This is a genomic window from Psychrobacillus sp. NPDC058041 (genome assembly GCF_042885655.1).
Lineage (GTDB): Bacteria > Bacillota > Bacilli > Bacillales_A > Planococcaceae > Psychrobacillus.
Map to the genome: position 1 here is coordinate 231,954 of NZ_JBHVRO010000001.1, position 15,100 is coordinate 247,053.

Sequence of the window (15,100 nt, forward strand, 5' to 3'; positions counted from 1 at the left end):
AACAAAAAGCTAATTAATGATTCTATAAATTGAAAGCCACCAGTTAGACTGGTGGCTTTCATTATTGTTTTGATTATAGTAATCTGAGGTTTACTACTACCTATTATACTTCCATTATGATAGGTAAAATCATTGGACGTCTTTTTGTTTTTTCATATAAATATGGGCTTAAAACATCAGTAATTTCATTTTTTAACTCTGACCATTCAGCAGGTTTATCTTGAATTGTAAAGCGTAAATGTTTGTTTAACATTTGCTGTGCTTCATTAATCATTGTACCTGATTCACGCATATACACAAATCCACGGGAAATGATATCAGGTCCAGAAACAATTTTTTTCTTTTCCATATCGGCACTTACAACTACGATGACTAAACCTTCTTCTGATAAAATACGGCGATCTCTAAGTACAATATTGCCTATATCGCCAATACCACTTCCATCAATATATACATCTCCAGAAGGGATCCGGCCAGCTACATGAGCTTCATTTGCACTTAATGCAAGAACATCCCCGTTTTCCATAATGAAGGTATTTTGCGGAAGTACATCACAGTCTACAGCAAGTTCTGTATGAATTTTTAACATACGGTATTCACCATGAATCGGCATGAAAAATTTAGGTTTCATTAGACGAAGCATAAGCTTTTGTTCTTCTTGAGAACCGTGTCCAGATGTATGAATATTATTCAGAGACCCATGTATTACTTCGGCACCAGCACGATAAAGGAGGTTAATTGTACGATTAACACTTGATCTATTACCAGGGATTGGAGAAGAAGAAAATACGACAGTATCTCCTGGCTGAATCTGAATTTGGCGATGAGTTCCATTTGCAATTCGAGAAAGTGCCGCCATAGGTTCTCCTTGACTACCAGTACATAAAATTAGTACTTCGTTAGCAGGCAAACGATTTAATGTACTAACATCGACAAATGTTTCTTTAGGTGCAGTAATATAGCCTAATTCACGACCAATTGTAATTGCGTTGTCCATACTTCTTCCAAAAACCGCTATTTTCCGGCCATGTTGTACAGCTGCATCTGTTACTTGTTGAAGTCTATGAATATTTGAAGCAAAAGTAGCGAAAATAATTCGTCCATTTACTTTTCTAAAGATGGAATCCATACTCTCTCCAACTTTACGCTCTGACATTGTAAAGTTCGGAACTTCTGCATTCGTACTATCTGAAAGTAAACATAAAACGCCGTCACTTCCGATTTCAGCCATTTTTGTCAAGTTTGCTGGTTCGCCAACAGGAGTAAAATCAAATTTAAAATCACCTGTATGTACTATATTCCCAGGTGGTGTTTTTACAACAATTCCGAACGCGTCAGGAATACTATGTGTCGTTCTAAAAAAACTAACTGCTGTTTTTCTAAACTTAATGACATCATTTTCTTCGATAACATTCATTTTAGTTTGACGAAGTAATCCATGTTCTTCTAATTTATTTCGAAGTAAGCCAAGAGCTAATTTCCCACCATAAACAGGTACATTGATTTGCTTCAATAAATAAGGTATTCCACCAATATGATCCTCATGACCATGTGTAATAAAAAGACCTTTTATTTTATCCACATTTTTTACTAAATAAGTGTAGTCTGGGATAACATAATCGATTCCCAATAAATCATCCTCTGGAAATTTAATCCCAGCATCAATCAAAATAATTTCATCTTGAAATTGAACAGCATAAGTATTTTTGCCGATTTCGCCTAGTCCGCCGAGGGCGAAAACTGCTGTTTGATCATTCTTTACAAACTTCATAGATTATATCTTCTCGACTTTAAAATTCAAACTTGCTTGTTCGTATTCTAAATGATTACCTTCAAGAAGTTGAATTAACTCGATATTATACTTACGATCTTTTAGAATAGAACGAACTTCACGCTCTGATTCTGCTTCAACATATAGGCTTTTTGTGTTTTCGCGAACTGGTACTTCTAGTGCATTTTCTTGATAATAAACTTTATAAATCATTTTATACTCTCCTTTTTCACGTTCAAAATAAATCAATTCTCTTTATATTATCATGCCGCTTATTTAAAATAAAGAAAAGCCCTCCAAAATATGAAGGGCATAAAAATTTAGGCAATCGTTTTTTTTCTGAGTATTCCACCGAGCCGTCTCAACAATTTCCTTTTCAGGCGTTTCAACATGGCCACCCACTCCTTGAACCCTATTATATATGGGATCGAAAAATATGTAAAGTATCTAAACTGAAAAGTCAAATAATTAGTAATATGAAATGAGGTTTTTTTATGGAGAAGAAAATATTATTTTTTGATATTGATGGAACAATATTAGACGAAGATAAAAATATACCTGTAGGAGTAAGTGAAGCGATAAATGAAGCAAAGAAAAATGGTCATGAGATAGTTATTGCAACAGGGAGGTCTCCTTTCACCGCAAAAAATGTTTTAGATCAATTAAACATAGACTCATTCATTTGTTATAATGGTCAAATCGTTCAGTTTAAAGGAGAAGTTATTCACAAAGGTATGATAGCTAAAAATGAGCTGCAGAGGTTAACTGATTTTGCAAAAAAACGTGAGCAACCAGTAGTTTATATGGATAGTTTCGAGTTTGTGTCGAATCTACCGAATAGTGAATACGTTTTCGAAAGTTTATCCACTTTGAAAATCTCGATGCCAAGAACCGAAGAAAAGTTTTTTTTATCAAATGATATTCATCAAGCACTAATTTTTTGTGATTTTCATGATCAAAAGCTATATGAAAAAACTTTTCCAAATTTAAAGTTTGTCCGTTGGCACCGAGTATCATGTGATGTTCTCCCAAAAGGTGTGTCCAAAGCCAAAGGAATAAAATTTCTTTTATCCTATTTAAATAAAACACCTGAGGATGCAATCGCATTTGGTGATGGACTAAACGATTTAGAAATGTTTGAATATGTAGGAACTAGTGTGGCAATGGGGAATTCCATAGAGGAATTAAAAAAATATGCGACATTAATTACAGATCATGTTTCGGAAAATGGTCTCATTAACGCAATGAAACAGTTACAACTCATTTAATAATAGTAAGGAGATTTACATGAGCAGTTCATCAATAAAACATGTATTAATATACGGAGATGCGTTTGTGGATTATATCGGAGATGACTCGACTAATAAGCAATTTAGCAAGTTTTTAGGAGGAGCCACAGTAAATGTTGTAGCTGGAATTTCCAGACTTGGTGCAAATTCATCTTTTATAACAATAACAGGAGAAGACCCAATTTCGAAGTTTGTTACTGAAGAACTTGAAGCAGAAAGGGTAGATCTGTCCTATGCATTAATAAATCCCGAAAAACGGGTAAGTGGTGTATATGTTCATTTGACCGAAAATAATGATCGAATTTTTCATTCATATGTGGATGAAACGCCAGATATTCAAGTAGAATTCTCGTTATTAGATGAAGAAGCTTTTCAAAAGGCATCTGTTTTTCATTTTTGCTCCGGCACTTTATTCCACCCAATAGCACTTAATACTACCAAACAGATAGTAGCTAAAATTAAGGATTTGAATGGATTGTTGTCTTTTGATGCAAATATTCGACCGTTAAGATGGAAAAGCGAAGAAATTTGTAGAGAAACAATTATTTCATTTTTTTCACAAGTAGATTTATTAAAATTAACAGAAGAAGAACTATTCTTTCTAACTAAAACGGAAACCTTGGAAGCAGGAATTGAACATATACAAATGTATCAAATTCCAGTTGTACTTATAACTGTAGGTGAAGAAGGAACTTATGCGGTAATAAATAATGAAATGACACATGTCCCAGTAAAAAAAGTAGAACCTGTTGATACGACAGGAGCTGGGGATGCATTTATGGCAGGTATACTTAATCAGATTCATTTGAAAGGTAAACCAAAAACCAAAGATGAGTGGGTAGACTATATTTCATTTGGTAATAAACTTGGTGCCATTTGTGCAACAAAGTTTGGAGCGTTGTCAGCAATGCCTCGAATAGAGGATTTGAATAATTAATAAGAAAACGTGCTCATTTACAGTGATAAATGAGCGCGTTTTAAGATGCTTTGCTTATTAGGAACATAATAATAGCGCGGATTTACGTTTCAGGTGGACGCGTTCCGCGGGAAGGTGACGGACAAACATCCGGCACAAGATTACCGAAAAAAATAGCTCGTGAAGTGATGCAATCACTTCACGAGCTAAAATACTACGGTAATAGTGTAGTCAGTGTTTCGTCCAAAGCACCTTGGAAATAGTAAAGACAAAATGCACTTAAAGGACGCTTGCGTTGTTCTTATTAAGATCGGTCATATGCTACTGCGTCTGGTATTTCTGCATACGGATTGATTTTATTAATATGGTCATAAAACATTATGCCATTTAAATGATCTAACTCATGTTGGAAAGCTATTGCAGTTAGTCCCTTTAAACGTTTTTTAAATGGTGTTCCGTCAGACAAAAATCCAGTAGCAGTGATACGTGAATATCTTGGAACATAACCTTCAATAACTTCATCTACAGATAGACAACCCTCACCAGCAGTAATATAAGTTTTTTCTACAGAATGGCTAATAATTTTTGGGTTAATTGCAACAAAGCTTACTATGTTATCTTCTTCATCTGTTAAATGTAATGCAAACATTCTTTTTTCAGCATTGACTTGAGGAGCTGCAATGCCTATACCTGGTCTTAAATTGTATTTTTCTACCATCTCGTCGTTTTGACTATTAATTACATACTCTAATAAATCAGATGCTAGTTTTTGATCTTCTTCCGATAATGGAAAATTCATTTCTGTTGTTTTTTTACGAAGAGACGGATGACCATCTCTCACAATATCTTTCATTAATATCATATGGATCGTCCTTTCAAAGTTCATATTTCTATTATATCGAAAAATGATCATTAACTAAACAAAAAGAGCCAATTAGTCAGTTGAATTTAGAAGCTAGAACAATTATAGTGAAATAAATATGGGAGGGTGTTTTGTGAAAAAAATGAAATATATTGTAACGGTGAGCTTAGTTTTATTGTTATCAGCTTGTTCTTTCAGAGAAAATACGGAAGAAAAGTTATCCAACATTTTAACTGAAATTTATAATTCAGAGTCGGATTATAGAGATGTGCAATTAGAACTTAGCGAAACTGAAAAAAAGGAACAAGCAAATTTTCAAAGTATGATGGAGCTAACAAAAGATCAAAAAGAGAAGTTGACAAAACAGGTAGAAGAAAATGCAAATTTATTGGAAAAGCGTTTAGAACTAGTGAAAAAAGAATCTGCATCTATAAAAAAAGCATCTGAAAAAATGGTAGATATTGATACACTTATTTCCAATACAAAAGATGATTCGGAAAAGGATAATCTTAAAAAAATGGAAGAAGCATTGAAAAATAGATATGCAGCCTACGATGCATTAACAGAACAATATAATAATCTTGCTAATTTACAAGATGAGTTATATAACATGTTAATAGAAGAAGACTCGGAAGTTAAGACGATTCAAGATAAAGTTGCAGAGGTTAATGAACAGAATGAAGTTGTCCAAAAAGCTGTAGAAAAATTCAACGAGCTTACTACACAATTAAACCAAGTAAAAGAGAAAGTTTTTGCTTCATTTGAAGAAGATAAATAACGAAAGCAGACTAAAGTAAGGTTAGCTTGAGGAAAAAGGTTTCGTGAATGTCAAAATTCTCGAAACCCTTTTGCTTTTTATAAGAGAGCACTCCTTGATTAGAAACTAGAGGAAAAAGATACCTGATTCAAGTGGAAGAACGGACTAGCGACAAGTCTCCTCCTTCGCTTGGAACTGAGCTAAAGAATAAGGTAAATAAAAAGCACCTTACGTTGAAAAACGGGTATAGAATACATAATTAAACAATATGAAGGTATTTGTGTGGGGTCTCTTTTGTCTCTCTAATCCCACTGGTCTCATGCTCCAGCACAAGCTTGCGCAAAAGCAAAATCCTATTTTAGTAGAAAAATTTCATAGAATAGTTACATCAAAAATCAAATTTATTATTTTTCTGTGCACTTAAGCATGAATTGTAAGGGAGTCTCGATGATACGTACGCGGAAAGCAAACATCTTTTTTCCAGATTCGCTTTGTCTTCCTGACTATTTTTTCAGAGGTTGTTTACAGTCTGAGTAACCAGTATTTGTGTTGTCTGTATTATATCAGATTGATAGTCTGATATAATACAGACAAAAATATGCACTAGTACAGCGATGAAGATTTTCAATTTTCTTTCAAAAGGAATCGTTCGTTTTAGATGATTGACCGAAGTTTTAAACTTGAGTATACTAGAAATGAAATATTGTTGTATTACTTATTGTAATAAGAAATTTTAATACAGAAGAAAAGGAGAGTTGCTATTATGGCTGCAAAAAAGTCACCGCAGTTAGATCCACAGAAAACGCTTCAAGAAATTGAAGAAAAGTTTGAAATGTTCCAGATTTTAAACGAAGAAGGGACAATTGTAAACGAAGAAGCAAACCCTAATTTATCAGATGAAGAATTAGTAGAATTAATGAGTCGTATGGTTTATACGCGAATTCTAGATCAACGTTCTATCTCATTAAACCGTCAAGGACGTTTAGGATTCTATGCTCCAACAGCTGGGCAAGAAGCTTCTCAGTTAGCATCTCAATTTGCACTTGAAAAAGAAGACTTTATCCTACCAGGTTATCGTGATGTTCCTCAAATCGTATGGCACGGTTTACCATTATGGCAAGCATTTTTGTTTTCAAGAGGACATTTCATGGGGAACCAAATTCCTGAAGGTGTGAATGTTTTCCCACCTCAAATTATTATTGGTGCACAATTCATCCAAGCTGCTGGTGTAGCTCTTGGAATGCAGAAACGTGGTAAGAAAGCGATTACAATTACATATACAGGAGACGGTGGATCTTCACAAGGTGATTTCTATGAGGGAATTAACTTTGCTGGAGCTTACCGAGTACCTGCGGTGTTTATCGTTCAAAACAACCAATATGCTATTTCTACACCTCGTGAATTACAAACAGCTGCGAAAACAATTGCTCAAAAAGGTATTTCTGCAGGTATTCCAAGTGTCGTTGTAGATGGTATGGATCCATTAGCAGTTTATGCTGCAACAAAAGATGCAAGAGAGCGTGCGCTTAGAGGTGAAGGGCCAACATTAATCGAAACTGTATGTTACCGTTATGGCCCACATACGATGGCTGGTGATGACCCAACTAGATATCGTACTTCTGAAACAGACTCTGCGTGGGAAAAAAGAGATCCACTTGTTCGTTTCCGTACTTTCTTAGAAGGTAAAGGTTTATGGAACGAAGAAAAAGAAGCAGAAGTTATTGAGAAAGCAAAAGAAGAAATTAAAGAAGCTATCAAAAAAGCAGATGGCGCACCAAAACAAAAAGTAACAGATTTGATTAATATCATGTATGAGGAAAATCCATATAACTTAGATGAGCAATTAGCTTATTACACAGAGAAGGAGTCGAAGTAACCGATGGCACAATTGACGATGATTCAAGCAATTACGGAAGCACTACGTACAGAGCTTAAAAATGATGAAAACGTTCTAGTCTTCGGTGAAGACGTAGGCGTTAACGGAGGAGTATTCCGTGCGACAGAAGGATTGCAAAAAGAATTTGGAGAAGATCGAGTATTTGACACTCCTCTAGCTGAATCAGGAATTGGTGGGTTAGCAGTAGGTCTATCTCTTCAAGGATTCCGTCCAGTTCCTGAAATTCAATTCTTTGGTTTCGTTTTTGAAGTAATGGACTCTATTAGTGGTCAACTTGCTCGTATGCGTTTCCGTACAGGAGGAGCATTTAATGCCCCTGTTACGATTCGTTCACCTTTTGGAGGCGGAGTACATACACCTGAAATGCATGCAGACAGCTTAGAATTATTAATGACATCAACTCCTGGAGTAAAAGTCGTTATTCCTTCTACACCTTATGATGCAAAAGGTTTATTGATCTCAGCTATCCGTGACAATGATCCAGTTATTTACTTGGAGCATATGAAATTATATCGTTCATTCCGTGGCGAGGTTCCGGAAGAAGAATATACAATTCCACTTGGTAAAGCAGATGTAAAACGTGAAGGAACTGATTTAACCATCATTTCTTATGGTGCAATGGTTCATGAAAGCTTAAAAGCTGCTGAAGAGTTAGAAAAAGAAGGTCACTCTGTAGAAGTTGTGGACCTACGTACAATTCAACCACTTGATATTGAAACAATTATTGCATCAGTTGAAAAAACAGGTCGCGCTATGGTTGTTCAAGAAGCACAAAAACAAGCTGGTATCGCTGCAAATGTAGTTGCAGAAATAACAGACAGAGCTATTTTAAGTTTAGAAGCGCCAGTATTACGCGTTGCTGCTCCAGATACTGTATTCCCATTCTCTCAAGCAGAAACAGTTTGGTTACCTGGAGTTAAGGATATAGTAGAAACAGCTAAAAAAGTATTAACATTTTAATAACACAATTTTTAAATAGAAAGGGTGAATACTATGGCATTTGAATTTCGATTACCGGATATCGGAGAAGGTATACATGAAGGCGAAATCGTTAAATGGTTTGTGAAAGCAGGAGACGAAGTTGCAGAAGATGATATTTTATGCGAAGTCCAAAACGATAAAGCAGTCGTTGAAATTCCATCCCCTGTTAAAGGGAAAGTTACGGAAGTTTTAGTAAGCGAAGGTACAGTAGCAGTAGTTGGAGACGTGCTAATAAGATTAGATGCTCCTGGATATGAAGATTTACATTTTAAAGGACATGACAACGAGTCTAATGCTGCAACTGAAAAAACTGAAGCACAAGTTCAATCTACAGCAGAAGCAGGTCAAGCGATTGATAAAGAAGCAACAAAAGCTCCTGAGAAGAAAGAATTATCAAATGAACAGCCAAAAGAAGTAGCGAAAGGTAGCAAACGCATAATCGCTATGCCATCAGTACGTAAATTTGCACGTGATAACGAAGTAAACATCGCTGAAGTTTCTGGTACTGGGAAAAATGGTCGTATTCTAAAAGAAGATATCGAAGCTTTCTTATCAGGTGATCAAAAGCCTGCTGAAGTTGCAATCGAAACAAAAACGGAAGAAGCACCGAAAGAAACGAAGATTGAAGAAAAAGCTTCTGCACCAATTTCATTAGAAGGTGAATTCCCAGAAACGCGAGAAAAGATTTCTGGTATTCGTAAAGCAATTGCAAAGGCAATGGTTCATTCTAAACACACTGCTCCTCATGTAACATTAATGGACGAAGTAGATGTAACAGAACTAGTTGTCCATCGCAAAAAGTTCAAAGACATTGCTGCTGAGAAAAATATTAAATTAACGTACTTACCATATGTAGTAAAAGCATTAGTTAGTACATTACGTGAATTCCCTCAATTGAACACATCATATGATGATGCAACAAGTGAAGTTATTCAAAAGCATTATTTCAATATTGGAATCGCTGCAGATACGGACAAGGGATTATTAGTTCCTGTTATTAAACACGCGGACCGAAAATCAGTATTTGCTATTTCAGATGAAATTAACACACTTGCAGGTAAAGCACGTGATGGAAAATTATCACCTTCTGAAATGAAAGGCGCATCATGCTCTATTACGAATATCGGGTCTGCTGGTGGCCAATGGTTTACACCAGTTATTAACCATCCAGAGGTTGCAATTCTTGGGATTGGTAGAATTTCAGAAAAACCTGTAATAAAAAATGGTGAAATTGTAGCCGCTCCTGTGTTAGCATTATCTTTGAGCTTTGATCATCGTATGATCGACGGTGCGACTGCTCAACATGCGTTGAACCATATTAAACGTTTGCTAAGCAGTCCAGAATTATTATTAATGGAGGCGTAAAAAATGGTAGTAGGAGATTTCCCGATTGAAACAGATACTTTAGTTATTGGTTCAGGTCCCGGGGGATATGTAGCTGCAATTCGTGCTGCACAAACTGGACAAAAAGTAGTAGTTGTAGAAAAAGAACATATCGGTGGCGTTTGTTTAAACGTTGGTTGTATACCATCTAAAGCGTTAATATCTGTTGGACATCGTTTTGAACAAGCGAAACATGCAGATGACATGGGTATTACAGCTACTGATGTGAAAATTGACTTTTCAAAAGCTCAAGCTTTCAAGGATAGCGTTGTAAAAAAATTAACTAGCGGTGTTTCTGGTCTCTTAAAAGGAAACAAAATCGATGTAGTCATGGGTGAAGCATATTTTGTTGATGCTAACACTGTTCGTGTAATGGATGAAAAATCTGCTCAAACATATACATTTAAAAATGCAATTATAGCAACTGGATCTCGTCCAGTAGAAATTCCAACGTTTAAATACACTAAACGTGTACTTAACTCAACGGGTGCTTTAAGCTTACCTGAAATTCCAGGAAACCTTGTTGTAATCGGTGGAGGTTATATTGGTACAGAACTAGGTTCTGCATTTGCTAACCTAGGATCTAATGTAACAATTATTGAAGGCGGCGATGACATTTTAGCTGGTTTCGAGAAACAAATGACTACTATCGTTAAAAAAGGCTTGAAGAAAAAAGGCGTTGAAATCGCGGTTAAAGCTTCTGCTAAAGGTGTAGAAGAAACTGAAACTGGCGTAGTAGTAACATATGAAGTTGGCGGAGAAGAGAAAAAAGTTGAAGCTGATTATGTATTAGTTACTGTTGGACGTCGACCTAACACTGACGAAATGGGTCTAGAAGAGCTAGGTATCAAATTTGCTGAACGCGGATTATTAGAAGTAGATAAACAATGCCGTACAAGCATAAATAATATTTATGCAATCGGTGATATTGTAGCAGGTCCTCAACTTGCTCATAAAGCATCATATGAAGGTAAAGTTGCTGCAGAAGCAATTGCTGGTCAATCTTCTGTTGTGGATTATTTAGCAATCCCAGCAGTTTGCTTTACAGATCCAGAAATGGCTACAGTTGGTTTAAATGAAGCTCAAGCAAAAGAGCAAGGATATGACGTTGCAGCTGGGAAGTTCCCATTTGGTGCAAATGGTCGCGCACTTGCACTAAATGCTGGTGATGGTTTCGTTAAACTAGTTTCTCGCAAAGAAGATGGATTACTTCTTGGGGCACAAATTGTAGGTCAAGGAGCTTCAGATATGATTGCTGAACTTGGTTTAGCAATTGAAGCTGGTATGACAGTGGAAGATATTGCAATGACAATTCACGCACATCCAACACTTGGAGAAATTGCAATGGAAGCTGCAGAAGTTGTTATGGGTCATCCAATCCATATTCTTTCAAAATAAAATTATAAGAAAAACTACTTGATAGATGGGATTTTCATCTTCAAGTAGTTTTTTTGTTTTCTATATTCACTAAAAATTCCTCTTCTAAGTAGGGAGTCGTTAGGCCAGCTGCTAAAGAATCAATTCTAGCTAGTAGAAAAGTTGCTAACTTTTTAAAATCAAATTTTTTATTATACATAATAATTAATTCAACATACCCCTTAATGATTCCTTTAATAATTACAGTCATATCAGGAACATGACTTTGTATTGTTGAACCATATGCCTCTACTAACAAAGCTTTTAAAGCATCATTTAGTTGTTTATCCATTTCTTTCATTAATATGAATAACTCTCTGTCATCAGGTTTTGTTTGTTCTCTCAAAAGCATTAATATAAAGTCGGAATATTGATCTATTTCTTCAAATTGAATACATAAAAATAGTTTAAGTTTCTCTTTTGGTGAACTATCCATATCAAATACGCTCGTAATTTTTTTAGAAACTCTGTCAATAAATAATTCAAATATGCAGAAAAGTAAACTTTCTTTTGATTTGAAATATAAATAAAATGCTCCTTTGGAAATGCCGCAAGCTTCCGTAATTTCTTGAACAGAAGTTGTTTCAAAGCCATTTTTTGCGAATAGTTCAACTGCTTTTTCAATTATTAATAATTTTTTATCTGGCAAATGAACACCCTGCTTTCTAAAAAGTTGACGAATGACTGACTGGTCATTTACTATTATAAAGTAATGTGACTGACTGGTCAAAATAAACAAACATGGGGGAGAATAATGAATTCCATAATTAACTTCGTAATGAAGAATAAATTAGCAGTATGGCTTTTAACATTAATAATAACTGTTGCAGGTATTTATGCAGGTACTCGAATGAAACTTGAAACAATTCCAGATATTACAATACCAGTAATTACTGTAACAACTGTTTACCCTGGTGCTACACCTGAACAAGTTGCACAGGACGTATCCGAACCGTTTGAAAAAGCAGTTAGTAATCTAGCAGGTGTGAAAACGGTTAGTTCAACTTCTTTTCAAAATGCCTCTTCACTTCAAATTGAGTATACATATGGAGTTGACATGAAGGAAGCGGAAACCGAAGTAAAAGACGCATTAGACAAGATAAAGAAACCAGATAATGTGAAAGATCCTTCGGTTGCAAGAATTAGCATAAATGCATTCCCAGTTATCGCATTAAGTGTTTCAAATAAACAAAAAGATTTAGATTCGTTAACAAACGATGTAGAAAAAATAATTGTTCCTAAACTAAAAGGTATTGAAGGCGTGTCTTCCGTAGCGGTTTCAGGACAACAAGTAGAAGAAGTAAGTTTAGTTTTTGACCAAGAGAAACTGGCTCAATTAGGACTAAATGAATCTACGGTTAAAATGATTGTACAAGGAACTAATGTAACAATGCCTTTAGGATTATTTCAATTTGATGATGAAGAACAATCAGTTGTAGTAGACGGGAAAGTTACCACATTAGAAGACTTGGAAAATATTAAAATTCCTGTAGCAAGTCCTACTGGAATGAGTTCAGTTACATTAAAGGAAATCGCTAAAATTAACTTTATTGGTAAAGCGGAATCTATTTCACGTACAAATGGTCAAGAAGCGATTGCTATTCAAATTGTGAAAGCACAAGATGCAAATACCGTAGAAGTAGTAAATGCTGTAAAAGATATGATCCCTGAGTTAAACAAAGATTTTGATGGCATAGATATTAAGGTAACATTAGACCAAGGAGAGCCAATTGAAGCTTCTGTTGATACGATGATCAATAAGGCGTTGTTTGGAGCACTATTTGCAGTCTTAGTTATTTTATTATTTTTACGTAACTTTAAGTCAACAATCATATCGATTATTTCAATTCCATTATCCATATTAATTGCGTTTATATTATTGAACCAAATGGATATTACATTAAATATGATGACTTTAGGTGCGATGACGGTCGCGATCGCTCGGGTAATTGATGATTCGATTGTTGTAGTGGAGAATATCTATCGTCGAATGAGTTTACCAAGCGAAAAACTAAAAGGTAGAGATTTAATTCGTGAAGCGACAAAAGAAATGTTTATTCCGATTATGTCATCCACTTTAGTAACGATTGCTGTATTCTTACCACTTGGCTTAGTAAGTGGCATGGTAGGAGAGCTATTTTTACCATTTGCATTAACGATGGTATTTGCCCTACTTGCATCTCTTTTAGTTGCAGTTACAATAGTTCCAATGCTATCCCACACTTTATTCAGAAAGAATATGGAAAAAGGGGTAGGAGCACATAAAGAAACACAAGGAAAACTTGCAACAGGTTATAAAAAAATATTGAATAGTGCATTAAATCATAAAGCAATTACGTCCATTTCAGCTGTTATTGTTTTAGCAGCAAGTTTGTTTTTAATTCCAGTTGTGGGAGTAAGCTTCTTGCCTGATGAAGAACAAAAAATGATGTATGTAACATATACACCTGACGCTGGTGAAACTACTAAGGATGTAAATGCTAGTGTGGAAGAAGTAGAAAACTATTTCTTGAAGAAAGACAAAGTGGATATTGTTCAAGTATCTATCGGTGGAGCAAATCCAATGTCTCCAGGTGCTTCTAATAGCGCTTTAATGTATGTTACATTCGATTCAGATACTGCGGAATTTTCCAAAGTTAAAGAAGATGCATTGAAAGATATTCAAGCATTTGATGTGAAAGGTGAATGGAAATCACAAGAATTCTCTACAAGTGGTTCAAGTAACAAAGTAAGTTACTACATTTATGGAAATAACAAAAAAGATATTGAACCAGTAGTAGAAAAAATTGCAACTATATTAGAGGATGATAAGGATTTAAAAGATGTCGATACAAGCTTATCAAAATCATATAAAGAATATACATTTGTTGTTGATAAAGAAAAATTGACACAATATGGTTTAACAACAGCACAAATTGGTATGAAGTTAAACCCAAACGTCCCACGTGAAGTGTTAACAACTATTACAAAAGATGATCAGACCGTGGATGTGTATATCGATCAGCAGAAGGAAAAACCATCTTCCGTAGATGACTTACTAAAACAAACTATTGCAACTCCAGTTGGGCTAGAAGTTCCTATTTCTGAATTAGTAACAATTCAAAAAGGAAAAAGTTCAGACACAGTTAGTCGTCGAGAAGGAAAAATCTTTGCTAGTGCTTCTGGTACTTTAACTGCCAAAGATGTAGCTAAAACTACGAAAGATATTCAAGCTAAAATTGATAAATTAGATGTACCTGCAGGAGTAGAAATCAAAACTGCTGGTGTTACGGAAGATATTACACAAGCATTTACACAATTAGGATTAGCAATGCTTGCTGCAATTGCAATTGTGTATTTAATACTAGTGATTACATTTGGTGGAGGGCTTGCACCGTTTGCTATCCTGTTCTCTTTACCATTCACTGCGATTGGAGCTCTAGTAGGTTTAGCAATTGCTGGTGAAACATTAAGTGTGTCTTCGATGCTAGGATTGCTAATGCTGATTGGTATTGTGGTAACAAACGCTATTGTTTTAATTGACCGAGTAATCCATAAAGAAAAAGAAGGACTTCCAACGCGTGAAGCCATTTTAGAAGCTGGTGCAACTCGACTTCGACCAATCTTAATGACTGCACTTGCTACGATTGGTGCTTTAATACCACTTGCCATTGGAGCAGAAGGTAGCGGTCTAATTTCGAAAGGTTTAGGAGTTACGGTTATCGGTGGTTTAACAAGTTCTACTTTATTAACATTAATTTTCGTACCAATGGTATATGAGTTTTTTGCAAAATTTAGAAGAAAAAAAGGTTCAAATAACTAAAGATACTGAAAATGGCTGTGTGGATA

At 35.2% G+C, this 15,100-nt stretch carries 12 protein-coding genes; 8 read left to right on the plus strand and 4 right to left on the minus strand.

Features of this window, described 5'->3' with window-relative positions:
* Window positions 1-103: 103 nt before the first annotated feature.
* The gene (gene rnjA, locus ACFVR1_RS01040) at window positions 104-1,771 is read right to left on the minus strand and encodes a ribonuclease J1 (protein ID WP_387579218.1); all 1,668 of its coding nucleotides are present in this window, start codon (window positions 1,769-1,771) and stop codon (window positions 104-106) included.
* A gap of 3 nt (window positions 1,772-1,774) precedes the next feature.
* Window positions 1,775-1,984: a DNA-dependent RNA polymerase subunit epsilon gene (locus tag ACFVR1_RS01045; RefSeq protein WP_387579221.1), complete on the minus strand. Its 210-nt coding sequence runs from the start codon at window positions 1,982-1,984 to the stop codon at window positions 1,775-1,777.
* A 281-nt stretch (window positions 1,985-2,265) separates the two neighbouring features.
* Between ACFVR1_RS01045 and ACFVR1_RS01050 the strand changes: the two genes are divergently transcribed.
* Window positions 2,266-3,039 carry a Cof-type HAD-IIB family hydrolase gene (locus ACFVR1_RS01050; RefSeq protein WP_387579223.1) on the plus strand — a complete coding sequence of 258 codons (774 nt, stop codon included), beginning with the start codon at window positions 2,266-2,268 and terminating at the stop codon, window positions 3,037-3,039.
* 19 nt (window positions 3,040-3,058) lie between these two features.
* Window positions 3,059-3,997: a carbohydrate kinase family protein gene (locus ACFVR1_RS01055; protein WP_387579225.1), complete on the plus strand. Its 939-nt coding sequence runs from the start codon at window positions 3,059-3,061 to the stop codon at window positions 3,995-3,997.
* Window positions 3,998-4,280: 283 nt separating this feature from the next.
* Here ACFVR1_RS01055 and def read toward each other — a convergent pair whose 3' ends face one another.
* Window positions 4,281-4,838: a peptide deformylase gene (def, locus tag ACFVR1_RS01060; protein WP_387579227.1), complete on the minus strand. Its 558-nt coding sequence runs from the start codon at window positions 4,836-4,838 to the stop codon at window positions 4,281-4,283.
* 142 nt (window positions 4,839-4,980) lie between these two features.
* Between def and ACFVR1_RS01065 the strand changes: the two genes are divergently transcribed.
* From ACFVR1_RS01065 to lpdA, 5 genes are all read left to right on the plus strand, one after another.
* Window positions 4,981-5,616 carry a YkyA family protein gene (locus ACFVR1_RS01065; RefSeq protein ID WP_387579938.1) on the plus strand — a complete coding sequence of 212 codons (636 nt, stop codon included), beginning with the start codon at window positions 4,981-4,983 and terminating at the stop codon, window positions 5,614-5,616.
* 742 nt (window positions 5,617-6,358) lie between these two features.
* The gene (gene pdhA, locus ACFVR1_RS01070) at window positions 6,359-7,471 is read left to right on the plus strand and encodes a pyruvate dehydrogenase (acetyl-transferring) E1 component subunit alpha (protein ID WP_387579230.1); all 1,113 of its coding nucleotides are present in this window, start codon (window positions 6,359-6,361) and stop codon (window positions 7,469-7,471) included.
* Window positions 7,472-7,474: 3 nt separating this feature from the next.
* Entirely contained in the window at window positions 7,475-8,452 is a 978-nt protein-coding gene (locus tag ACFVR1_RS01075; RefSeq protein WP_387579232.1) for an alpha-ketoacid dehydrogenase subunit beta, read from the plus strand.
* Window positions 8,453-8,485: 33 nt separating this feature from the next.
* Complete coding sequence (locus ACFVR1_RS01080; RefSeq protein ID WP_387579234.1) at window positions 8,486-9,838, plus strand: dihydrolipoamide acetyltransferase family protein; 1,353 nt, start codon at window positions 8,486-8,488, stop codon at window positions 9,836-9,838.
* 3 nt (window positions 9,839-9,841) lie between these two features.
* The gene (gene lpdA, locus ACFVR1_RS01085; RefSeq protein WP_387579236.1) at window positions 9,842-11,254 is read left to right on the plus strand and encodes a dihydrolipoyl dehydrogenase; all 1,413 of its coding nucleotides are present in this window, start codon (window positions 9,842-9,844) and stop codon (window positions 11,252-11,254) included.
* A 40-nt stretch (window positions 11,255-11,294) separates the two neighbouring features.
* Here lpdA and ACFVR1_RS01090 read toward each other — a convergent pair whose 3' ends face one another.
* Window positions 11,295-11,921, minus strand: coding sequence for a TetR/AcrR family transcriptional regulator (locus ACFVR1_RS01090; RefSeq protein ID WP_387579238.1), 627 nt, complete (start codon window positions 11,919-11,921; stop codon window positions 11,295-11,297).
* 105 nt (window positions 11,922-12,026) lie between these two features.
* Here ACFVR1_RS01090 and ACFVR1_RS01095 point away from each other — a divergent pair, with 105 nt between their 5' ends.
* A complete protein-coding gene (locus tag ACFVR1_RS01095) occupies window positions 12,027-15,074 on the plus strand; it encodes an efflux RND transporter permease subunit (RefSeq protein ID WP_387579241.1) in 3,048 nt (1,015 codons plus the stop codon).
* Window positions 15,075-15,100 lie beyond the last annotated feature (26 nt).